The 22,894-nt window shown below is 47.1% G+C and carries 17 protein-coding genes, 1 tRNA gene and 2 pseudogenes; 9 read left to right on the forward strand and 11 right to left on the reverse strand.

From position 1 onward, the window contains the following. Positions 1-71: 71 nt before the first annotated feature. Positions 72-1,022, reverse strand: a complete 951-nt coding sequence (gene xerD / locus C4H11_RS08160; RefSeq protein WP_106041219.1) for a site-specific tyrosine recombinase XerD — start codon at positions 1,020-1,022, stop codon at positions 72-74. A gap of 267 nt (positions 1,023-1,289) precedes the next feature. On the opposite strand from xerD, the gene aroQ reads away from it, so the two are divergent. Genes aroQ through C4H11_RS08175 form a run of 3 tightly spaced genes read left to right on the forward strand, consistent with a single transcriptional unit; the run spans position 1,290 to position 3,915 of the window. Next, the gene (aroQ, locus tag C4H11_RS08165) at positions 1,290-1,709 is read left to right on the forward strand and encodes a type II 3-dehydroquinate dehydratase (protein WP_106041220.1); all 420 of its coding nucleotides are present in this window, start codon (positions 1,290-1,292) and stop codon (positions 1,707-1,709) included. Between the two features lie 53 nt (positions 1,710-1,762). After that, positions 1,763-3,223 (forward strand): pyruvate kinase, encoded by a 1,461-nt coding sequence (gene pyk, locus C4H11_RS08170; protein WP_106041221.1) that lies wholly within the window; start codon positions 1,763-1,765, stop codon positions 3,221-3,223. A 59-nt stretch (positions 3,224-3,282) separates the two neighbouring features. After that, positions 3,283-3,915: an O-methyltransferase gene (locus tag C4H11_RS08175; protein WP_106041222.1), complete on the forward strand. Its 633-nt coding sequence runs from the start codon at positions 3,283-3,285 to the stop codon at positions 3,913-3,915. A 133-nt stretch (positions 3,916-4,048) separates the two neighbouring features. On the opposite strand, the gene C4H11_RS08180 is transcribed toward C4H11_RS08175, so the two are convergent. The 3 genes from C4H11_RS08180 to C4H11_RS08190 all read right to left on the reverse strand — a co-directional run bounded on the left by C4H11_RS08180 (position 4,049) and on the right by C4H11_RS08190 (position 8,195). Beyond that, positions 4,049-5,293 carry an FtsX-like permease family protein gene (locus C4H11_RS08180; RefSeq protein WP_106041223.1) on the reverse strand — a complete coding sequence of 415 codons (1,245 nt, stop codon included), beginning with the start codon at positions 5,291-5,293 and terminating at the stop codon, positions 4,049-4,051. Next, positions 5,293-5,625: a 30S ribosome-binding factor RbfA gene (gene rbfA, locus C4H11_RS08185; RefSeq protein WP_106041224.1), complete on the reverse strand. Its 333-nt coding sequence runs from the start codon at positions 5,623-5,625 to the stop codon at positions 5,293-5,295. The genes C4H11_RS08180 and rbfA overlap by 1 nt, the downstream gene beginning before the upstream one ends. 62 nt (positions 5,626-5,687) lie before the next feature. Beyond that, the gene (locus C4H11_RS08190; protein ID WP_106041225.1) at positions 5,688-8,195 is read right to left on the reverse strand and encodes a YfhO family protein; all 2,508 of its coding nucleotides are present in this window, start codon (positions 8,193-8,195) and stop codon (positions 5,688-5,690) included. Between the two features lie 136 nt (positions 8,196-8,331). Between C4H11_RS08190 and C4H11_RS08195 the strand changes: the two genes are divergently transcribed. The 3 genes from C4H11_RS08195 (at position 8,332) to C4H11_RS08205 (ending at position 11,372) form a co-directional block, all read left to right on the forward strand. Next, the gene (locus C4H11_RS08195) at positions 8,332-9,042 is read left to right on the forward strand and encodes a 5'-methylthioadenosine/adenosylhomocysteine nucleosidase (RefSeq protein ID WP_106041226.1); all 711 of its coding nucleotides are present in this window, start codon (positions 8,332-8,334) and stop codon (positions 9,040-9,042) included. A 26-nt stretch (positions 9,043-9,068) separates the two neighbouring features. After that, positions 9,069-9,551 carry an S-ribosylhomocysteine lyase gene (locus C4H11_RS08200; RefSeq protein WP_106041227.1) on the forward strand — a complete coding sequence of 161 codons (483 nt, stop codon included), beginning with the start codon at positions 9,069-9,071 and terminating at the stop codon, positions 9,549-9,551. A 531-nt stretch (positions 9,552-10,082) separates the two neighbouring features. Further along, positions 10,083-11,372 carry an ATP-binding protein gene (locus C4H11_RS08205; protein ID WP_106041228.1) on the forward strand — a complete coding sequence of 430 codons (1,290 nt, stop codon included), beginning with the start codon at positions 10,083-10,085 and terminating at the stop codon, positions 11,370-11,372. A gap of 156 nt (positions 11,373-11,528) precedes the next feature. On the opposite strand, the pseudogene C4H11_RS08210 reads toward C4H11_RS08205, so the two are convergent. Further along, a pseudogene (locus C4H11_RS08210) lies at positions 11,529-11,954 on the reverse strand (ORF6N domain-containing protein); the annotation flags it as partial. A 128-nt stretch (positions 11,955-12,082) separates the two neighbouring features. After that, positions 12,083-12,156, reverse strand: a tRNA-Ile gene (locus C4H11_RS08215). A gap of 492 nt (positions 12,157-12,648) precedes the next feature. On the opposite strand from C4H11_RS08215, the gene carB reads away from it, so the two are divergent. Beyond that, entirely contained in the window at positions 12,649-15,870 is a 3,222-nt protein-coding gene (carB, locus tag C4H11_RS08225) for a carbamoyl-phosphate synthase (glutamine-hydrolyzing) large subunit (protein ID WP_106041230.1), read from the forward strand. Positions 15,871-16,081: 211 nt separating this feature from the next. Here carB and C4H11_RS14700 read toward each other — a convergent pair whose 3' ends face one another. Both C4H11_RS14700 and C4H11_RS08230 read right to left on the reverse strand, forming a co-directional pair. Further along, entirely contained in the window at positions 16,082-16,378 is a 297-nt protein-coding gene (locus C4H11_RS14700; protein WP_449374858.1) for an ISAon1 family transposase N-terminal region protein, read from the reverse strand. A gap of 194 nt (positions 16,379-16,572) precedes the next feature. Beyond that, a pseudogene (locus C4H11_RS08230) lies at positions 16,573-16,905 on the reverse strand (transposase); the annotation flags it as partial. A gap of 8 nt (positions 16,906-16,913) precedes the next feature. On the opposite strand from C4H11_RS08230, the gene C4H11_RS08235 reads away from it, so the two are divergent. Next, positions 16,914-17,189 (forward strand): efflux RND transporter periplasmic adaptor subunit, encoded by a 276-nt coding sequence (locus tag C4H11_RS08235; RefSeq protein ID WP_106041231.1) that lies wholly within the window; start codon positions 16,914-16,916, stop codon positions 17,187-17,189. 162 nt (positions 17,190-17,351) lie between these two features. Here the strand turns inward: C4H11_RS08235 and C4H11_RS08240 are convergent, their stop codons facing one another. Together C4H11_RS08240 and C4H11_RS08245 are read right to left on the reverse strand one after the other, a co-directional pair. After that, positions 17,352-18,998, reverse strand: coding sequence for an AMP-binding protein (locus C4H11_RS08240; protein ID WP_106041232.1), 1,647 nt, complete (start codon positions 18,996-18,998; stop codon positions 17,352-17,354). Positions 18,999-19,060: 62 nt separating this feature from the next. Continuing rightward, complete coding sequence (locus C4H11_RS08245; protein ID WP_106041233.1) at positions 19,061-19,636, reverse strand: helix-turn-helix domain-containing protein; 576 nt, start codon at positions 19,634-19,636, stop codon at positions 19,061-19,063. 203 nt (positions 19,637-19,839) lie between these two features. Between C4H11_RS08245 and C4H11_RS08250 the strand changes: the two genes are divergently transcribed. Then, complete coding sequence (locus C4H11_RS08250; RefSeq protein ID WP_106041234.1) at positions 19,840-21,828, forward strand: sensor histidine kinase; 1,989 nt, start codon at positions 19,840-19,842, stop codon at positions 21,826-21,828. Between the two features lie 26 nt (positions 21,829-21,854). Here the strand turns inward: C4H11_RS08250 and C4H11_RS08255 are convergent, their stop codons facing one another. Then, a complete protein-coding gene (locus C4H11_RS08255) occupies positions 21,855-22,817 on the reverse strand; it encodes a YitT family protein (RefSeq protein ID WP_106041235.1) in 963 nt (320 codons plus the stop codon). Between the last annotated feature and the right edge of the window lie 77 nt (positions 22,818-22,894).

A 22,894-nucleotide genomic window follows, 5' to 3' on the forward strand; every position in this document is an offset into this window, starting at 1 on the left:
ATGAACACAGCAATGCAAAGATACTAAATCTTCTTAGAGTTTGTTAACCTCAAGACCCTTTTTACCATAATTTAATGAATCCTTTGCTTCTCGCGATATTTTATGTTGCGAGGATGATGCTCGATGATTTCACTGCGCAACCTGTTGCGATCGACGTGTGTATAAAGTTCTGTCGTTGCGATGGATTCATGCCCGAGCATACATTGTATGGCGCGAAGATTGGCTCCTCCTTCCAGCAAGTGGGTGGCAAAGGAGTGACGGAAGGTGTGCGGACTGATGTTTTTGGTGATACCGGCCTTGTCGGCCAGTTCTTTGATCAGGTGGAATATCATGATGCGCGAAATTTTGTTTCCCCAACGTGCCAGAAACAGATAGTCTTCGAACTCCTTCTTGATTTTACCCTGATTACGATCCATGAGCCACTTCTCAATTTCTTTGATGGCACGCGGAGAGATGGGGACAAGGCGTTGTTTGCCACCCTTTCCCTCTACTTTGATAAAGCCCTCCTCAAAATAGAGGTCGGAAATTTTCAGGTTGCAGAGTTCCGACACGCGCAACCCACAGCTATACAACGTTTCGAGGATGGCTCTGTTGCGCTGTCCTTCGTTTTTACTCAAGTCCACGGTACTGATGATAAGGTCTATCTCCTCCAATGTCAGCACTTCGGGCAGTTTGAGTCCTATTTTAGGACCTTCGAGCAGTTCGCCGGGATCACTTTCCAGATAATCGGCCATGACGAGAAAATGGAAAAACGATTTTACTCCCGACAAGATGCGCGCCTGCGAACGGGGATGAATGCCGATGTCGTGCAAACCGGCGGCAAACCGATGCAGATCGTCCAAGGTCGTGTCGAGAAAACTTTTGTTTTCTTCTTCAAGGAAATGAAGCAACTTCTCCAAATCCCTCAGATAAGCATCTTGCGTATTGAGCGAAAGGGCTTTTTCCAATTTCAGGTATTGACGGTACTTCCTGATTATCAGCGCCTGCTTTTCCTTATTTTTTGTTTTTTCTTCTGATTCCATTTCTTTTTCCTACCTTTGCACCGCAAAGACGATGCTCGTGAGCAGGGCGAAAACATGACAAATTCTGCCGTCGCCTTGCCGTTCGCGTCTTCTTTGCAGATTTCGACTGAATACAATCGGGATGTATCAAAGCCGTGTCAGAGCCATACTTGATCCGTGGTTTCTCCGCATCCATATATACGGAGCTGATACGGAGCTGAACCGGAGCGGATACGGAGCAGATGCGGAGCAGTCCCGACCGGGACAAAGGTATAAAAAAAACGTGTTATGAGAATACAGATTATCAACGGCCCCAATATAAATCTCTTGGGCAAACGCGAACCTTCCGTTTATGGCAGTGTTACTTTCGAAGACTACCTCGACGGCCTTCGTAAAAGATATGCCGATGTGGAAATTGACTATTTTCAGTCCAACATCGAAGGAGAATTGATAGACAAGATTCAGCAAGCGGGTTTCGATGCAGACGGCATTATCCTGAATGCAGGGGCCTATACCCATACATCCATAGCGCTGCACGACGCCATCCGCGCGGTTACTTCTCCGGTGGTGGAGGTGCATATTTCCAATGTGCATGCACGCGAAGCGTTCCGCCACGTATCGATGATTTCCTGCGCCTGCAAGGGAGTGATTCTGGGCTTCGGCTTAGACTCTTACCGGTTGGCGATAGAGGCATTGAAAGAATTATAGGTTGCTCATGGTCTTTCATCCATGATTCATCATAAATAAACAGATATAGTATTATGTTATTGAAGCAAACGAAAATTGTCGCAACGATTTCTGACCAACGTTGCGACGTCGATTTTATAAAACAGTTGTTCGAAGCCGGCATGAATGTGGTGCGCATGAATACCGCACATCTCAATCGTGAAGGTGCCGAGCGGCTGATAGGTAATGTACGTGCCGTGTCCAACCGCATTGCCATTTTGATGGATACGAAAGGCCCCGAAGTGCGCACTACTCCTTTGGTTGGCGACTCGCTTCCTTTTAAAGCGGGCGACCGCGTCAAAGTGGTAGGTAACCCCGAGTTGCAGACAACCCGCGAGTGCATTTCCGTGAGCTACCCCAACTTCGTTCAGGATTTGAATGAAGGCGGACACATCCTTATCGATGACGGTGAGATGGAAATGGTGGTTGTAGAGAAGCATGCCGGCTATCTGCTCTGCGAAATGCAGAACGACGCGACGCTTGGCAGCCGCAAAAGTGTCAATGTGCCGGGAGTGCGCATCAACTTGCCTTCACTGACCGAAAAAGACCGTACCAACATCTTGTATGCCATCGAGAAGGACATTGACTTCATTGCCCACTCTTTCGTGCGTAACAAGCAGGACATCATGGACATTAAAAACATTTTGGACGCACATGGCAGCGACATACGCGTCATTGCCAAGATTGAGAACCAAGAGGGCGTGGACAACATCGACGAGATTCTGGAAGTGGCCGACGGTGTGATGGTGGCGCGCGGCGACCTCGGCATCGAAGTGCCCCAGGAGCGCATCCCCGGCATCCAGCGTGTGCTGATTCGCAAGTGTATCTTGGCCAAAAAGCCGGTTATCGTCGCCACCCAGATGCTACATACGATGATTTCCAATCCGCGTCCCACCCGCGCCGAAGTGACGGACATCGCCAATGCCATCTATTATCGCACGGACGCTTTGATGCTGAGCGGCGAGACCGCCTATGGAAAATATCCCGTAGAGGCGGTGAAGACAATGACTAAAGTTGCCGCACAAGCCGAAAAGGATAAACTGGCTGATAATGACATCCGTATTCCGCTGGACGAGAACAGAAACGACGTGACGGCTTTCCTTGCCAAACAAGCCGTAAAAGCTACTACAAAACTGAAAATCCGAGCCATCATCACGGATAGCTACAGCGGGCGCACGGCTCGTAACCTGGCTGCTTTCCGTGGCAAGTTCCCGGTACTTGCCATCTGCTACAAAGAGAAAACCATGCGCCACCTTGCCCTTTCTTATGGTGTAGAGGCCATTTATATGCCCGAACTTGCCAACGGACAGGAATACTACTTTGCCGCCTTACGCCGCCTGTTGAAGGAGGGCCGCCTGCAACCTACCGATATGGTGGGCTACCTGAGCAGCGGCAAAGCGGGCACGCAGACCTCTTTCCTTGAGATAAACGTAGTGGAAGATGCCCTGAAGCATGCCACGGAAAGCGTGCTTCCCAACAGCAACCGATACTTATAAATGAGGGTGTGTCAAGGAAGCACTCTTTTTGACACACTCCCACTCCTTTATCCGATATCATGACGTTAGACGAGTATATCCTGCAACATATCGATAAAGAGAGCGATTACCTGAAAGCGCTCTATCGCGACACGCATGTCAAATTGCTTTATCCCCGCATGGCTTCGGGACACTTGCAGGGACGCATGCTCAAAATGTTCGTCAGGATGATACGTCCCCGTCAGGTATTGGAGATAGGAACTTACAGCGGCTATTCCGCCCTTTGCATAGCCGAAGGACTGCCGGAGGGCGGAATGCTGCACACCATTGAAATCAATGACGAGCAGGAAGACTTCACGCGTCCGTGGATAGATGGGTCGGACTATGCCGACAAAATAAAATTCTACATCGGCGATGCCTTGGAATTAATTCCCCGCCTTGACCTCACTTTCGATTTGGCATTCATTGACGGTGACAAGCGCAGATACGTGGATTATTACGAAATGGCGCTTGCCCGCCTTTCGGATGGAGGATATATCATTGCCGACAACACGTTGTGGGATGGCCACGTGCTGGAAGAGCATCCTCATGCGTCCGACCGGCAGACAATCTGCATCAAGGAATTCAATGACTTTGTAGCACGCGACGAACGTGTGGAGAAAGTGATTCTTCCGCTGCGCGACGGACTGACCATCATCCGTAAAAGAGACTAAGACAAGCCCACACCTCAACATTCCCAAGCCCACACTTGAGCACTCCTAAGCCCACACTTTGGAAAAGCTAAACCGAAAGGAAGTACAAAAGACGGAAAAACCTTGCAGAAAGCCCTTTATATCCGGCATGTCTCTATGCGGCAGACGACGGTTTAAGCAACCTCTTGCCGAGGTATTTTACCGGATAACGGACAGAAAGGAAGCCCACGGCGATTACCGTGAAAAACACCAAAATGATGTCTGTAAAATGTACACTAACCGGATAGGCATCTACCACGAAAGCACCGTTTCCTCCACCTAACGAAATCAGGCCGAAGCGTTGTTGCAGGAAGCAAAGCAACAATCCCAATATGATGCCGGCGGTAGCACCGAAAACAGAAATCAACCGTCCTTCAAACAAGAATATGCGCAACACAAGGCGTTCGTCGGCTCCCAGATTGCGCAAGGTCTCCACGTCCTCCCGCTTGTCCAATATCAACATGGAGAGGGAACCGATAACATTGAAGCAGGCTATGACGAGGATGAAAGTAAGAAACAAATAAGAAATCAGCTTCTCGATTTCCATGATGCGGAAGACGTCGGCTTGTTGCTCGTAGCGATTCTGCACGGCAAACCGGTCGCCGAGGATGCGCTTGATTTTCTTCTGCACGGCATCGGTGCCGAATCCGGGTTTCAGTTTCAGTTCGATGGCGGAGACTTCCGTATCGAAATTGAACAGGCGGCGGGCAAAACCGAGGGAAGTCAGGATATAGCGGGAATCGTATTTCTTCTGATTCACCGTGAATATGGCCCCGGGCGAGAAAAGGTACTCCCGATTGAAAGCCGAGGCAGGATTGGCAATATTCATCCGGACATTGCGTTTAGGGGCATAAACCAGCAGCGGGTCTACGAATTGAATGCCTGTACCCAGCTCAGACATGAGTTCCACCCCCATGAAGCCATAATCCACCAATGAATCGGAAAGAACAAATTCACCGGTACCATACAGCAGGCTGTCGATGGAGGTCAGTTGCTCGAAGTTATCCTCTACTCCTTTTATCACGGCCATTGCCTGACGGTCTTTGTACTGCACCATCGCGTTTTCTTCCAGCGTCTCAGTCCAGACCTCGATTTCGGGCAAGGCACGCACTTGCCGGATGCGCGACTCGCGAGGATCGAACACCTTACCTTCGCGGATGGTGATTTTAAGTTCCGGGTCGAAAGCCGTAAAGAAGCCTGCCACCATGTCTTGAAAACCGTTGAACACAGACAACGTACACACCAATGCCAACGTGGTCAATGCCACTCCGCATACCGAAATGCCTGAAATGATATTGATGGCGTTGTGCTTCTTCTTGGAGAAGAGATAACGACGGGCTATGTAAAAAGGGAGATTCACTATTTCAAAAGTTCATCAATCCGCTCCAGATAATCCAAAGAATCATCCACGAAGAACTTCAGTTCGGGTATGATGCGCAATTGATGACGTACACGTGTCCCCAACTCAAAACGGATGGACTTCATGTTTGCATTGACGTTTTTAATGATTTCTTCACTCTTTTCCGAGGGAAATATACTGAGATAGGCACGAGCCACACTCATATCGGGGCTGATGCGCACCGCACTCACTGAAATCAATGTGCCGGACATGGATTTGGTTTGCATCAGAAAGATGTCGCTTAGTTCCTTCTGGAGGAGGCGGGCTATTTTACTTTGTCTGGTAGTTTCCATACAGTTTATTAGTTGTTTATTTAAGAAGCAAAATTACTGAAATATATTGTTTTGCCGGGCATTTATAGTTTTTTTAGATTCTTTGCTCTCACAATCACAACCATCACTCCTATGATGAGAAGAGCCAGTGCGGCATATGCAATGCTTTCGGTGACATGCAGGCTCACCGGGTCGAAGTACATCTCGATGGTATGCTCTCCGGCAGGAACATACATGGTGCGCAGAATGTAGTCGGCACGTGCCTGTTCCACCGGTTGCCCGTCAATGGTGACATGCCATCCGTCCGGATAATAGATTTCGGAGAATACGACAACACCGTCTTTGGAATTATAGCTCTTGTAGGTCAAGCGGTTCGGTGCATAGTTCATCAACTCAATGGTCGAAAGGCTGTCCCTATAGCTTTCCGTGACGCCTTTCAACGTTTCTTTGAAGCGTGCATCCACTACAGCGGTTTCCGCAGGGAGGATATGGTTCAAGGCGTCTATCTCCTCATTGGCATTGTTTACGTATTGCACCTTGTTCACAAACCACGCATTGCCATAGGCATAGGGGTTGAGAATCGGAACCGTTTGTCCCTGTTGTCCTGCGGGAAGGATGAAGTATTTTGTATTCAGCATATTCAAGACTCGGAACTTGTCGGCATCCACACTGTCCATCTTGCCCCCTGCAGAGGCAATAGCGCTATAAGCGGCCTGCATCTCCGGAGAAATGTGATGCTCTATCATCTCCTGATAGCGACGTAGTTTGGCGGCATGGTATCCACCGACGCTCTTATGCCAATAGGAAGTATTGTTTTCATTGAAAGTATTGCTTGCGAAGTTCAGTACACGATAGTCCGGAGCATCGTCTTGCAGAATCAGTTCGTCCGCTTTCGTCTTCTTGAAAGTTTCCGTTTGGACAGACCGGGAAACAAACTGTTCGTCGTGCAGGTATCGTTTGTTGACGCTCCACATATCGCACAGACAGAGTAAGGCGATGCCTGCTACAATCAACGAACTGCGCATCTTGCCCGCAACGTAAAGCCATAGCAGACCGCAACCGATGGCAATGATGATAAAGCTTCGCAGCGCATCGGAACTGACAAGTGCAGCACGCATTTCCCCCAGATTGGCAAGAATGCCGGACAGCGCATCGGCGGGTATCATGTTTCGGTCGACGGCATTTTGCAACATCTGCGCTTCCTGAACAGATACATAGCCTGAACTGAAACTACCCGGGGCTACGGCCAGCAGCAGAGCTATGCCGGCTGTGAGAGCCACACTGATGCCCAACGCCTTCCTGTTGAGTTTCAGTATTTCCGGTTTGTCTAATATGCGCTTCAGAGCAAAGATGGCCAGCAAAGGAATGGTGAATTCAGCGATGACAAGGATAGACGACACAGCACGGAATTTATTGTACATCGGAACGTGGTCTATAAAGAAGTCCGTCAAAGGCATGAAATTCTTTCCCCAAGCCAAAAGGATGGAGAAGAGTGTAGCCCCTATCAGCGCCCATTTCAGAGGCCCTTTCACAATGAAGCACCCCAGTATGAATAGGAAAAGGACAAAAGCACCCACATAGACGGGGCCTGATGTCATGGGCTGATCGCCGAAATATTGCGTCAGCGAGTTATATAAGTTGCCGTACATCGGATTTGCTTTCTGCATGGCCGTCTCGCTTTGACTTAAAGGAACGGATGCTCCCCCCTTGAAGTTGGGTACAAGCAGGGTCAGGGTTTCGCCGATGCCGTAGCTCCATCCGGTGATATAATCCCTATCCAGCCCGCCGCTGGTTTGTTTGGCAGTTTCTCCGGTTTGCACCAACTCACTTTTACCACGCATGGTCTCCTTACTATAAGCGTATGTGTGATAAAGGTTCGACAAATTGGCGGCTACACCGATAAGGGCAGCCACTATCAGTACGGCGCTTGCTTTAAAGAATTGAGGCAACGTCTTGTTGCGCCACGCATCCTCCAAATAAGCGCCTACAAAGAACAAAATGACGAAAAAGAAATAGTAGGACATCTGTATATGGTTGGAAGTCACTTGCAGAGCAACAAACAAGGCAGTGACGATGCCTCCCGTCAACAGCCTGCCCCGATAGGCAAGAACGATGCCCGCCATCGTGGGCGGAACATATGCCAATGTGATAAACTTCCAGATGTGTCCCGCAGAAATCAGAATGAAGAAATAGGACGAGAAGGCCCAAATGATTCCTCCCAATCCCGCCAGCCATACCGGTATGCCGAAAGCACGAAGCAAGATATAGAAACCAAGCATCAGCATAAATGTAAGACACACGTATTCGGGCAAGAAGAGTTGATAACCCTTTTGCACCCACTGCAACGGTTTGGTAGAATCATACGAGGGGGCTATCTGATACATGGGCATTCCGCCAAACAGGGAGTTGGTCCAGCGGCTACGTTCACCCGTCTGTTCGTAGTACTCTTTTACTTCTTGTCCGGCGCCTGCACCGGCTGCCGTGTCATGCTGAAACAAGATGCGGTTCTCTATATCCGCCGGAAAAAAGTAAGCGAAAGAAAGCAGGGCGAATGCCAGAATGGCAATCAAATCGGGTAGAATCTTCTTCATGACTGCTGTTTTATATGGTTTTGATTGAGAGTTTTCGACGGCAAAGGTACGATATTTCTTTCTGTGGTGTGTCATTTGCAATCAGCATTTTATGTATCTTTGCGTCCGATTCATCTTCAATAAAGAACTTTTTCTTATGAAAATCGGAATAATCAGCGCAATGGATAGTGAGCATCGGCAGTTGGCCGATCGCTTGCAGGACAAGAAAGATGCGGGCGACGCACGCTTCAAGTATATAACCGGACGCATCGGACAGAACGAGGTGGTGTTGACACAAAGCGGTATAGGCAAAGTGAATGCCGCCGTCGGCGCCACGGAGCTTATCCGGCGCTTTGGTCCCGATTGTGTCATCAGCACGGGAGTAGCAGGCGGCATAGACCCTTGCCTGAAGGTGACGGACGTGGTGGTGAGCAACCGCACGGTGTATCACGACGTATGGTGCGGCGATGGTAATGCATACGGACAGATACAAGGCCTTCCGCTCTTTTTCGAATCGAACGCTTTGTTGCTGCAATATGCGCTGAACTTGAACGATGCAGGACTGGAAAGCCGTATTCATGGCGGCCTCATCTGCACGGGCGACCAATTCATCACCGAACAGTCAGGTCTGGCCGCTGTGCGTGCTCATTTCCCCGAAGGCATGGCGGTAGATATGGAATCGGCTGCCATAGCGCAGACCTGCCACCTCTATCAGACCCCTTTCCTAAGCTTCCGCATCATCAGCGACACGCCCGGAAGCAAAGACCAGTTTTTACAATACCTCGATTTTTGGGATACAATGGCCGAACGCTCTTTCCACACCACATGGGCGTTCTTATCCTCACTGCCCGATACGCTTGCTTACTAACTTAAAAAAATAAAGAATAAAAAGACATGAAGAAGATTCCCAGTTTTACCATCGACCATATCCGTATGTTGCGCGGCATCTATGTATCACGCAAGGATGAAGTGAACGGTGAAGTAATCACCACCTTTGACATACGCATGAAAGAACCTAATCGGGAACCGGCATTGGGGCAAGGGGCACTGCACACCATCGAACATCTGGTCGCCACTTACCTGCGCAACGAACCCCATTGGCAGGACAAGATTATTTATTGGGGACCTATGGGATGCCTCACCGGCAATTACCTGCTGATGAAGGGCGACTTGCAACCTCAAGATATCATAGCCTTGATGCAGGATACATTCCGTTTTGTGGCTGAATATACAGGTGAGATTCCCGGCACCACTCCGGAAGACTGCGGCAACTGCCTGCTTCACGACCTGCCCATGGCCAAATGGGAAGCTGCCAAGTATCTGCACGAAGTGCTGGAACAGATGAAAGAGGAGAACATGAAGTATCCGGAGCGGTAAAAGAAGAACAGCAGATAAGGCTTCTCATACAAAGACATTCATAGAATCCTTAGGAATAACGGAAAAGCAGGAAGCCGCATATCGAAAATGCCGCTTCCCGCTACTGTGTCCGGCTTAACGTTTATCCAAGCGGATTCTCACTGCCTCCCGATTCACTGCCCGGTTGGCCTCCTCCCTAACCTGAATTCTAAGACCTCAGGTTGATAGTCAAAGAGTTGTAATTCTGTAATTTTCGTAGAAACTCACAAAATACCCATAACTGAAATAGTTTGTTTACGCAGAATTTGGGCTGTAATAGACTATTTAAACAACAGACTATAATCTGGAGGTCACATATGACCAACGAATTTATTCCAAATAACCGAGCAATACTTTGCCATATAACCAAGCGGAATAAAGCCAAATAACCAAACGATATTAAGCCAAATAACCAAATAAAAGTACGCCAAATAACCAAATTATGCGTAAAATATTCTTTCGTTTTAAGAAAATTCACGACCTTTGTGCCCAAAATCGTACAAGGTTATTATTATGAAGGAAAATACTTTCAATTATCGGAAGAGAATTGCAGACACTCTTTTAGAAGAGAAATTAGAAGCAATGGGGGCGGTTCTTATAGAAGGACCTAAAGCTTGCGGCAAAACAACTACTGCCGAACAGCAAGCTAAGAGCATCCTGTATATGGATGACCCTGAGAATATACAGCAAAACCTCCAGTTGGCAGAAACCAACATCAAACGACTGCTCCAAGGTGAGACACCGAGGCTTATTGATGAATGGCAGATAGCCCCTCAAATATGGGATGCGGTACGTTTTGAAGCAGACCACAGAAAGGATGATGGTTTATTCATGCTTACAGGCTCTGCCGTTCCTGCAGATAAATCAAAAATTCGCCATACTGGTGCCGGGCGTTTCGCATGGCTTACGATGCGCCCCATGACACTGTGGGAATCGGGAGAATCTTCTGGGGATGTAAGTATCAGAAATCTTTTTGCCGAACCAGATAAGGTGGATGGTGTAAGTACGCTGAAGATGGAAGACATTGCTTATATTATTTGTCGAGGTGGATGGCCTAAATCTCTGACCAAGAAAAATCAGAAGGCATCACTTCGTCAAGTCACAAAGTATTTTGAAGCCATAACACGCTCAGACATTTCAAGAGTTGACGGAGTTGAGAGAGATGAGTTTCGCGCCAAGAGGCTTATGCGTTCATATGCACGATTGCAAGGAGCGATGGCCAGCATACCCACTATCATAGAGGATATGAAAACGAATGAGCCAGAAAACATGAGCGACGAAACGGTCTCGTCATATATCAAGGCTTTGAAAAAGATTTTCGTGATAGAGGATATGCCAGCCTGGAATCCGAATCTGCGTTCAAAAACATCCATACGAACGAGCGACACACGCTATTTTGTCGACCCATCTTTGGCTATTGCAGCTTTAGGTATAGGACCGGATGACTTGCTAAACGATTTGAACACTTTGGGATTGTTTTTTGAAACCCTCTGTGTGCGAGATCTTCGTGTGTATGCAGAAGCCAATGATGGAGACGTATTCCATTATAGAGACAAGAGTGGCCTTGAATGTGACACCGTTGTACATCTGAAAAATGGTAGCTATGGTCTCATTGAGATAAAATTGGGCGGCGATACGCTTATTGAGGAGGGTGCAGCGAACTTGAACACGTTGGCAGAAAAGATAGACACCACAAAGATGAAGAAACCGTCATTTAAAATGGTTTTAACTGCTGTAGGACAATATGCGTACATAAGAACAGACGGTGTAATCATTGTTCCTATTGGTTGCTTGAAAGACTAACAACAATGAAAAAGTATGTCTTCACAACGGTATCAGGAATTCATAGCGGAACGTGCACAGCTACTTGAATCTTATAATTGGAGTTGCTCCAATCACTTTTTTACCTATGTGGAAATATTATAGTTTTTATAAAATCTCGTGCTTGGCAGAATCAGATTATTCATCATGCTGTATAAATCCGATTCTTCTGCGTGGCTTTTCTTCCAATTTCTTCTTGGTTTGCAGTTCTGCCAATGTCTGATTAATGAGTTCCAACTGCATTCGCGTATCATAATTAATATCGTTGTAATCAGCGAATACTTCTTCTATGTAACCTTTCAACTCTTTCATTTGCTGTTCTAATTGTCCTACTCTGTCTATTTGTGGAGCTACTGTAATCAGTTATCTCATGGCAACAAAAGCACGTACAATCAAAACACTTGTTTGAATGGCAATATCGCTTCTTAATACACTGGAAAGCATTACAACTCCATGCTCTGTAAAAGCCAGTGGCATAGCGGACTTAGGTCGTTTCATTCGTGATGTCATCACAAATTGTGATGAGATAGATTCCCATTCCTCTAATGTAAGTTGAAACATAAACAAGCGGTAAACAAATGCTGCAAAAGATATGTAATTCTATTGATTTGAGCCTATCCCAACTCATAGTGAAGGACAAAAAGAAAAGCGTTAACTGCTTGATTTATTGCAATTAACGCTTGTTTTCTTCGTGGACCAGCCAGGGCTTGAACCTGGGACCTCCAGATTATGAGTCTGTTGCTCTAACCAACTGAGCTACAAGTCCGATATACATCTCAAATAATAGTGGGCGCAAAGATAGCGCTTTCTATTGAAATGCGCAAGACCTCACATTAAAAAAACAAAAATAGACTGTAATGGTCAAGACTTGTTTTGGTGTAGAGAAATTAAGTTTTTTTCTTGGTCTTGCATTTATTTTCATCTGTATTTGTTTTATCAGTTGGTCGTTATACTGGCGGCCTACTTAAAATATTAAACGGATTCATTTGTTCTTTTCACAAATAAGTAGTTTCTTTGCATAAATTTTGAAACAACAATGCAGCCGCAGGAAATGAGAAACAAATACAACCCCTATTCGAGTGATTATCATTCGGTAGTCGTTGGTTTCTCCTTTTTCCACAATGATATTTTTTTATTTCTTAAAGAAATGCGTCCATCTATCATAAGGGACGCATTTTTTTTTAAGGTTGGTTTATGTGTGGCGTGGCTCTTATGCCAAGGTGTAAAAAGGAAACCTAATTGACAACAATAAGAGAATATGGAAAAGAATTTAAAGAAAGTGCTCGTCTTGGGATCTGGTGCACTCAAGATTGGTCAGGCCGGAGAGTTTGATTATTCCGGATCACAGGCCTTGAAGGCATTGCGCGAAGAAGGTGTAGCTTCTGTTTTGGTGAATCCCAACATTGCCACCATTCAAACATCGGAAGGTATTGCGGACAAAGTGTATTTTTTGCCGGTAACTCCTTACTTCGTGGAGGAAATCATCAAGAAAGAACGTCCCGATGGCATTCTGCTGGCGTTTGGCGGGCAGACAGCTTTGAATTGCGGTACAGAACTGTATCTGAATGGTGTGCTCGAGAAATACGGTGTGCGTGTGCTGGGCACTTCGGTAGAAGCCATTATGTACACTGAAGACCGTGACCTCTTTGTGAAGAAGCTTGACGAGATTCCGATGAAGACACCCCAAAGCCGTGCGGTGGAAAGCATGGCAGACGCATTGAAGGCGGCCCGTGAAATCGGCTATCCGGTGATGGTGCGTTCGGCTTATGCTCTGGGCGGTTTGGGTAGCGGCATCTGTCCGGACGAGGAAGCTTTCGTGAAGCTGGCCGAAAGTTCTTTTACCTTCTCTAAGCAAATTCTGGTAGAAGAGTCGCTGAAAGGTTGGAAAGAAATAGAGTTCGAGGTTATCCGCGACGCGAACGACCACTGTTTCACGGTGGCAAGCATGGAGAACTTCGACCCGTTGGGCATTCATACGGGTGAGTCTATCGTGGTGGCTCCCACTTGTTCGCTGACCGATGAGCAGGTGAAGATGTTGCAGGAACTCTCCACGAAATGTATCCGTCATCTGGGCATCGTGGGCGAGTGCAACATTCAGTATGCGTTCAATGCCGAGACGAACGACTATCGCGTCATCGAGGTGAATGCCCGTCTGTCCCGTTCTTCGGCATTGGCATCGAAAGCCACCGGTTATCCGCTGGCGTTTGTGGCTGCCAAGATTGCGTTGGGCTACACGCTAGACCAAATCGGCGAGATGGGAACTCCCAATTCGGCTTATGCCGCTCCGCAGCTGGATTACTTGATTTGCAAGATTCCCCGTTGGGACTTGACCAAGTTCGTAGGTGTGAGCCGTGAAATCGGTTCAAGCATGAAGTCCGTGGGCGAAATCATGTCCATCGGACGCTCTTTCGAGGAAATCATACAGAAAGGCCTGCGCATGATCGGTCAGGGCATGCACGGCTTTGTGGGCAACGAAGGGCTGGAGTTCGGTGATTTGGACTATGAATTGTCGCATCCCACAGACCTGCGTATCTTTGCCATTGCCGCAGCTTTGGAGAAGGGCTATACCATCGACCGCATCTTCGAACTGACGAAAATCGACCCGTGGTTTCTCGGTAAGCTGAAGAACATCGTAGACTACAAGCAGAAGCTCTCCCAATATAATAAGGTTGAAGATATTCCGGCCAATGTGCTGCGCGGTGCAAAGGTGCTGGGCTTCTCCGACTTCCAGATTGCACGCTTTGTGCTCAATCCGCAGGGAAACATGGAGAAGGAGAACCTTGCCGTGCGTGCCCGCCGTAAGGAACTGGGCATCCTGCCTGCCGTGAAGCGCATCAATACGGTGGCTTCCGAACAGCCCGAACTGACGAACTACCTCTACATGACGTATGCCGTTCAGGGCTACGACGTGAATTATTATAAGAACGAGAAGTCGGTAGTGGTGCTTGGTTCCGGTGCATACCGCATCGGCTCGTCCGTAGAGTTCGACTGGTGCTCGGTGAATGCCGTGCAGACAGCCCGTAAACTGGGTTACAAGTCCATCATGATTAACTATAACCCCGAAACCGTTTCCACGGACTACGACATGTGCGACCGCCTGTACTTCGACGAACTCTCCTTTGAGCGTGTGCTCGACGTAATCGACCTCGAGCAGCCGCGCGGAGTCATCGTGTCGGTAGGCGGACAGATTCCGAACAATCTGGCCATGAAACTCCATCGCCAGTCCGTTCCTATTTTGGGCACATCGCCGGTATCCATCGACCGTGCCGAAAACCGTAACAAGTTCTCGGCCATGCTCGACCAGTTGGGCATCGACCAACCCGCTTGGCAGGAACTCACCAGTTTGGAAGACGTGAAGGGATTTGTGGAGAAAGTGGGCTATCCGGTGCTGGTGCGTCCCTCGTACGTGCTTTCGGGTGCGGCAATGAATGTGTGCTACGATGAAGAAGAGTTGGAGAACTTCCTGAAGATGGCGGCCGAGGTGTCGAAGGAATATCCGGTTGTCGTATCGCAGTTCTTGCAGAATACCAAAGAGATAGAGTTCGACGCGGTGGCTCAGAACGGCGAAGTGGTGGAATACGCCATTTCCGAACACGTGGAGTTTGCCGGTGTGCATTCGGGCGACGCCACGCTGGTGTTCCCCGCACAGAAGATTTACTTTGCAACGGCACGCCGCATCAAGAAAATCAGTCGTCAGATTGCGAAGGAACTCAACATCTCCGGGCCTTTCAACATACAGTTTCTTGCGCGCAACAACGAGGTGAAGGTGATTGAGTGCAACCTGCGTGCTTCGCGCAGCTTCCCGTTCGTGTCCAAAGTGCTGAAACGTAACTTCATAGAGACAGCTACCCGTATCATGCTGGATGCTCCTTATACCCGTCCTGACAAATCAGCATTCGACATTGACCGTATCGGCGTAAAGGCTTCGCAATTCTCTTTCTCCCGCCTCCACAAGGCCGACCCGGTATTGGGCGTGGATATGTCGTCTACCGGTGAGGTGGGCTGCATCGGCGACGACTTCTCCGAGGCATTGCTCAATGCGATGATAGCTACCGGCTTTACCATTCCCCGGAAGAGTGTGATGTTCTCGTCCGGTGCTATGAAGTCGAAAGTGGATTTGCTGGACGCAAGCCGTATGCTCTATGCCAAGGGGTATAAGATTTATGCCACAGCAGGAACGGCTGCTTTCCTCAATGCACACGGTGTGGTGACGGAAGCAGTTTATTGGCCCGATGAGCGCCCTGAAGCTGAAAACAACGTGATGAAGATGATTGCCGACCATGCGTTCGACCTGATTGTCAATATCCCGAAGAACCATACGAAACGCGAATTAACCAATGGCTACAAGATTCGTCGCGGTGCCATCGATCATAATATCCCGTTGATTACGAATGCCCGTCTGGCAAGTGCTTTCATCGAAGCTTTCTGCGAGATGAAGATCGAAGACATTCAAATCAAGAGCTGGCAGGAATATCAATAAACGACCGCTGTCGCGACTGATAGCATGAGGCTGCTTCGACTTTCGGGTTGGGGCGGTCTCGGTCGTTTTTCGGCGGGTGCCTTGCCGATGTCGATTCTTGTCCCTCGCTTTGTCTTCCTTCCTTGCAAAGTTCCGAAAATCAGTCAGTTGGCAGACACTTGTATCTGTCCTGTCAAAGGCTTGCGCCTGCCGCATCGAACACTTGTGTCTGTCAGCAAAGTCTACACTGTTGAACAAGATAAAATGCCGCAAACTCCTTGGAGTAGTTCGTTCCCTCAGCGACAAGACTTAAAGGACGACAGAGACGCATGCCATCCTTGCGATTAAGCCATCGGTGACGACGTATGTGAAGTAAAAGCTTATGGTCACGGATAGGGAAATTTGTTATCGTGGTAGGCTCCAGGAATCCCTTACTCTCGATACCAGCGTCGCACCTATAAGAAGCAGGATAAATCTCATCCAGACTTATCTCTATTAATGTAACGTGAGTTCGACGAATTATAAGTATCTATAAATTTGGTGATTAGCGAATTCTGTTGTAACTTTATAGTGGTTAAAGAACAAAGAAATACCCCAGTTCTGGATAACATATTTTGTCTAAATTCAGCCATTGCTATTTCGAATAAGGTCACAGCTTCTTTGCGACCTTCCACAGATACAGGATGGTTGCAAAGATAAAAAAACTCAATTTAAATGTGCTTGTTAGAAGAGACTCAACTGTCTTGTGCTTTCAATAGTGTATCCGACAAGTGCCTTGGGCTTATTGTCAAAGAAACAGTATGCTCCCAATGCAGATATAAGATTCATGATGAAATTCGTAACAGACCTGTGACGTGAGTGTACTATCTGAGCTGTGTTCTTAAGCAAATTGTTGATGGTCTCAATGATGTATCTTTTGCACAACATCATCCTGTCATAGAACGGCATCAATTTGTTTTTCATGTTCACCCTTAGTCCTGTCACCAACTGAATACCATCCTCAAAAAGGAGATCAAAAAGTTTTTGAGAAATATATCCTTTATCGGCGAACAGCTTGGAAATATATGCTTGAAGCGCAATTTCCCGTGCCGAAAGAAATGCCTATAATCAGATCCGGCTATTCGGCTACGGGTAATATCGTTATTAAAGACAAAAAGAATGTACTTTCTATTGAAGATAGACACATCGTATACCAAAACGATTCTACTTTCTTGTATGTATTGGACAGTATAAAGCAGGAAAAAATAAAAAAGCAGATCTTTATCGGTATATCTGACGGCGAATTCACGGAAATTCAAAAAGGAGTAGTTTCTCATGAACGGATTATAACAAATCCTTGATTTTTGTATAATCAGGAATAATAAATTCCAATATCGGACAGCTACGAAAGGGATATCCGGCGCTGTTCATTAAGAGGGCGGCCGCTATATGGTTTTCTCATGACCGAGTTCTTCTCTGAATATCTCTGTTTATAGCCTGTTCGGATGTTAAGTTGAACTCTCTCAAATAATCGTGATTCCCTGTTCCCGGCAAAGCCGTAATCCCAACTCTTTCAGTTTGAACTTCTGAATCTTGCCGCTTCCCGTCATGGGGAACTCTTTGACAAAGAAGATGTATTTCGGTATCTTGTAGCGTGATATCTTGCCGATGCAGAAGTCGCGCACGTCCGACTCGTGCAGGTCTGCCCCTTCGCGCAGGATGATGAAAGCTCCCACAGCTTCACCGTATTTCTTCGACGGGACGCCTGCCACCTGCACATCCTTTATGCCTTTAAGCTGATAGAGAAACTCCTCTATCTCGCGCGGATAGATGTTCTCTCCTCCACGGATAATCATGTCTTTGATGCGTCCGGTAATGCGATAGTTGCCGTTCTCGTCCTTGACGCCCAAATCGCCGGAGTGCAGGAAACCGTTCTTGTCTATCACCTCGGCCGTGGCTTCGGGATTCTTATAGTAACCCTTCATGGTGTTGTAGCCACGGTTGCACATCTCGCCTTGCACGCCCGGGGGACACTCCCGCCCCGTTTCGGGGTCGATGACCCTCACCTCGGTATGTTCAAATTCTCTTCCCACAGTGTTGCGGCGCACCTCGAACGAATCGTCTATGCGTGTGGCGGTCATGCCGGGAGAGGCTTCCGTCAGTCCGTAAACGCTGGTCACTTTCATAAACATCTTCTCCTCCACCTGCTTCATCAGTTCTATCGGGCAGAGGGCCCCGGCCATGATGCCGGTGCGCAGACTGCTCATGTCGAACATGTCGAACATCGGGTGGTGCAGTTCGGCAATGAACATGGTGGGCACGCCATAGAGCGCCGTGCAACGTTCCTTATGGATGGAGGCAAGCACAATCAGCGGGTCGAAGCGCTCCACCATCACCTGCATGCAGCCGTGCGTCAGACAATTCATGGTGGCAAGAACCACGCCAAAACAGTGGAATAACGGCACACAGACACACAGTCTGTCATCGGCGGTGAATTTCATGTGCTCGCCTGTCAGATAGCCGTTGTTGGTGATGTTGTAGTGCGTCAGCATGACGCCTTTTGGAAAGCCGGTGGTACCCGACGTGTATTGCATGTTCACCACGTCGTGCGGAGTCACTTGGCTCTTCAGCTCATTCAGCTGGTCATCCTCTACGTTTTCGCCCAAGACCAGCAGTTCGGAAGTGTTGTACATGCCTCGATGCTTCTCCTGTCCCACGTAGACCACGTGCTTCATGTGCGGAAAGCGTTCGCTCTTCAAGTGACCGCGCTCGCAGGTCTTCAGTTCGGGCAGCATGGTGTAGGTCATCTGCAAAAAGTCGCTGTCCTTTTCGCCGTTGACGATGCAAAGGGTGTGCATGTCCGAGTTTTGACACAAATACTCCAATTCCGATTGTTTGTAATTGGTATTCACCGTCACATAGACAGCTCCTATCTTGGCGCAAGCGTAAAGCAATGTCAGCCAATCCGGGATATTGGCGGCCCAAATGCCCACATGCGTTCCCCGCTGCACGCCGATGGCGATAAGCCCTTTGGCCATGTCGTCCACACGGCGGTTGAAGCGGCTCCACGTAAAACGCAGGTTACGGTCGGAATAAACAATATATTCTTTGTCGGGCGTAGTCTCTGCCCAATGCTCCAGCCATTGGCCGAGCGTACGTTCGTATAACATATTTGTATAAGTGGGAAACAGGAAAGTGGAAAGCTCTCATTTTCCACTTTCTTTCTTTTTTATTAAATGGGTGTATAAATTACCGCAAGGATTTTGGCTGCCTGACCTTCGTAGGCATGCACGTGGTGAGGCACAATGGAATCGTAATAGATACTATCGCCTGCTTCCAGCAGGTAGCTGTTCTTGCCGTAGCTGATTTCCATAGTCCCTTCCATCACCATGATAAACTCTTCGCCTTCGTGCGAGGAGAGCACAAAATCACTGTCATCGGTAGCCGCCACATCGATGATAAAAGGTTCCATGTGACGGTCGGCTTTCGACTTGGAGAGAGAATGATAGACCATGTGACGGCGGCTATGTATGGCATTGTTGGAGAAGCTGATACTGTTCTGCGACTCGTCCTTGCGGCATACCACAGGGCCGTTTTCATCCTGATCATCAAGAAATGTGCCCAGTCTCACTCCCAACACACGTGCTATTTTGATAAGGGGAGCCAACGACGGTAGGTCGATGTTGCGTTCTATACGTTCAATCTGTTCGACGGCAAGCCCCGAACGTTGTGCCAGTTCTTCCATACTGATGGACTGACTTTCGCGGAGAGTTTTTATTTTTTCTCCTACAATCTTGTTGGTATCCATAATGAAGCGTTTACAGTCTGAAAAGTGATGAATTATAGTTATTGAACCGCAAAAATAAGGGAAACTTTTACTCGTTGCAACATTCTGAGGGGAAAAAGTTGGATTTGCAGAGAAGTTTTGTAAAAATTTCATTTTCCAGGATTATTCTTTCATTATTACTAAATTAATATTTATTTTTGTCCGGACGAACAAATCCATTTCCCATGAAACGCATTATAAAAACATTCTTTTTCCTTTATTTCTGCCTTTCAGCCGCATACGCACAACAACAAGAAAAAAACAAGGAAGAAATACTGATTATCAGTTCCTATAGTTACGAAAGTAAATATATATACAGCAATATCACGAAATTCGTAAATGAATACACACGGTTGGACGGTAAATATTCACCGGTGGTAGAATCGATCAACTGCTTGTCTTTGGACGAAAGAACCAATTGGATGAACAGGATGAAAAAGATACTCGACAAACATCCCGACGCAAAATTCATCCTGCTTTTAGGACCCGAAGCATGGTCGTGCTACTTTTCGCTGACCGAAGAGAAATACAAGAAAATCCCTTTAGGATGTATCATGGGCCAACGATACGGTGCCACATTCACAGACAATGCCATCCCTTCACTGCAAGTAGCTGATACCCAAAAACAAGGAATCGTGGACTACAAACAAGTGATGGAACAGTTCAACGTAAGATTCTTTGACTACTATGAATACGACACAGATTCCGACTACAAACTGATCACCCGCTTATTCCCCTCTACCAAAAACATAGCCATCATCAGCGATAATACCTACCTCGGACTGAGTGAGATGAGAATCGTAAAACACACGCTTGAGAAAAATTATCCGCACATGAACCTTATCTACATAAACGGCAGCCGGATGGATCTTGAAGAAGCTTTGCACACCACGGCCTCACTGCCCGAAAACACCGCGGCCATTCTCTGCATCTGGAGGTTTGACAAAAAGAATGTAATCTACATGAAAAACGCCGAATACCTCTTCAAGGAAGCCAACAACGAACTACCCGTATTCAGCCTTACCGGAACAGGTATAGGCTATTGGTGCATCGGAGGTTCCATCCCAAAATATAATGAAGAAGTAGGAGTGACACTTGCACAACACGTCTATCAACACATCGATAAAGAAAAGAAAGACTTTCCTGTATACCTCCATCGTTGTTACAATGAATTTCGTTTTGACATGGATAAATTGAAAAAATTCAATTTATCAAAAGAAATGTTACCCGATAAAAGCATCTACATCAATGACACCACCTTAAATTGGAAAGAAGTATTACACAATTACAGGTGGTATTTGCTGCTAATGTCAGTGGTCATGATAAGTCTTATCGTGGGAATAATTATATCCATACACTATTCCTGGCACATCCACCAACTGAAAAACAAACTGATGGACGACAAGAAACGGTTGGAGGATTCCGAAAAGGAACTGCGTTCAGCCAAGGATAAAGCCGAAGAGAGCAACCGGCTGAAATCGGCGTTCATATCGAACATGAGCCACGAAATACGCACTCCGCTCAATGCCATAGTGGGATTTTCCACCATCTTACAAGAAGAGACCAAACAAAATAAAAATATAAAGGAATATGTAAACATCATCTCTTATAATTCGGACTTGTTGTTGAAACTCATCAACGACATCCTCGACCTTTCGCGGCTGGAATCGGACAAGCAGAATTTCAACTTCTCCAAAACAGATTTGATACCACATTGCCAAAACGTTATGAACAGCATACAGACAAGCATCAACAAAGATACAAAGCTGTATTTCCGTCACTCCACGCTAACCGCCAACGCGGAAACCGACCTTACAAAATTTAATCAGATCCTTATCAACTTGATAGGAAACGCTGCCAAGTTCACCCGGGAAGGTTTCATCGAACTGAGTGTGAAACCCGATGATGAAGCACAAGAATGGGTATTTTCCGTTACCGACACCGGATGCGGCATTCCGTTGGACAAACAGAAAGCCGTATTCGAAAGATTCTGCAAACTGGACGAATATGTACAAGGCACCGGGCTGGGACTTTCCATTTGCAAGATTACCATAAAAAAACTGGGAGGCAGAATATGGATTGATTCTGAATACATGCAAGGAGCACGATTTATATTCACAATCCCCTATAAACATAAAAGGGATGTCACGACGACACCCCTGATCATTGAATAGCTTTATTTACTGTTATCCCCCGCCCCTTATTCCGGTTGCAGTTCTCCCGCCATCGGCAACTCTTTCCATCCCTCGCCAAAGGCATCGTAAGCATCGGTCACCACTACGAAAGCTTTCGGGTCGACCTCTCTTATTTTTTGCTTAATGCCCGCCACCTCTTTATAACTCATCACAAGAAACAACATTTCCTTATCGGACTTTGTATACAGGCCGCTGCTCTTGATGCAGGTGGCCGTGCGGTCCAAATCCTTGATAATATAGTCGTGCAAGGCAGTCAGGCGCATATCACTGATGACAAACAATATCTTATCGTTCTTCTCTCCGTTGATAACATAGGCCATCACCCTCGAAGTGACGAAAATGGCAATGAGCGAATAGAAAGACAAATGCCAAGAAGGCTGGGCAGAATCGCCCGGATTGCCGATACCGAAACCGATGACCAACAGACCGAACAATACCACAACGCCATCTACCAGCAAAATGGCCTTTGAAAAACGTATGTGACAGTATTTCTGCAACAACATTGCCACAATGTCCGTGCCTCCCGTTGTAGCCTGACTGCGCACCACGGTGCCGCAACCGATGCCGATGACCACCGCACCGATTATGGAAGTCAGCATCAGATGATTTGTCATATCGATGCAACCGCCCAGTAACTGTGTAGGATCCAACCGATGGAGTGCTTCCTTGGAAGGATAAGACAAGATGGACAAAGTATTCATGACAAGCGGAGTGAAAAGCGCTGCAACGATGGTGCGCGCTCCGAGTTTTTTTCCAAGAAAAAGCACGGAAATAATAAGCAACGGAATGTCGAACATATATCCGAACGTACCCACCTGAATGGAAGGAACCAGATTATGAAGCACAATACTCGCTCCATACACCCCACCCGGAACCAAATTATAGGGATTGATAAAGTATACAAACCCTGCTCCCATAATGATGCAACCCACAAAAACACCTATCCACGAAGATATTACTTTTTTCATATCAATCAGAATTATATATCTATATATTTATGCAGCAAATATACGAAAACATAAAAACATATCAATGCACCGAACAG

The organism is Bacteroides zoogleoformans (genome assembly GCF_002998435.1).
In the GTDB taxonomy this organism is placed as follows: Bacteria; Bacteroidota; Bacteroidia; order Bacteroidales; family Bacteroidaceae; genus Bacteroides; species Bacteroides zoogleoformans.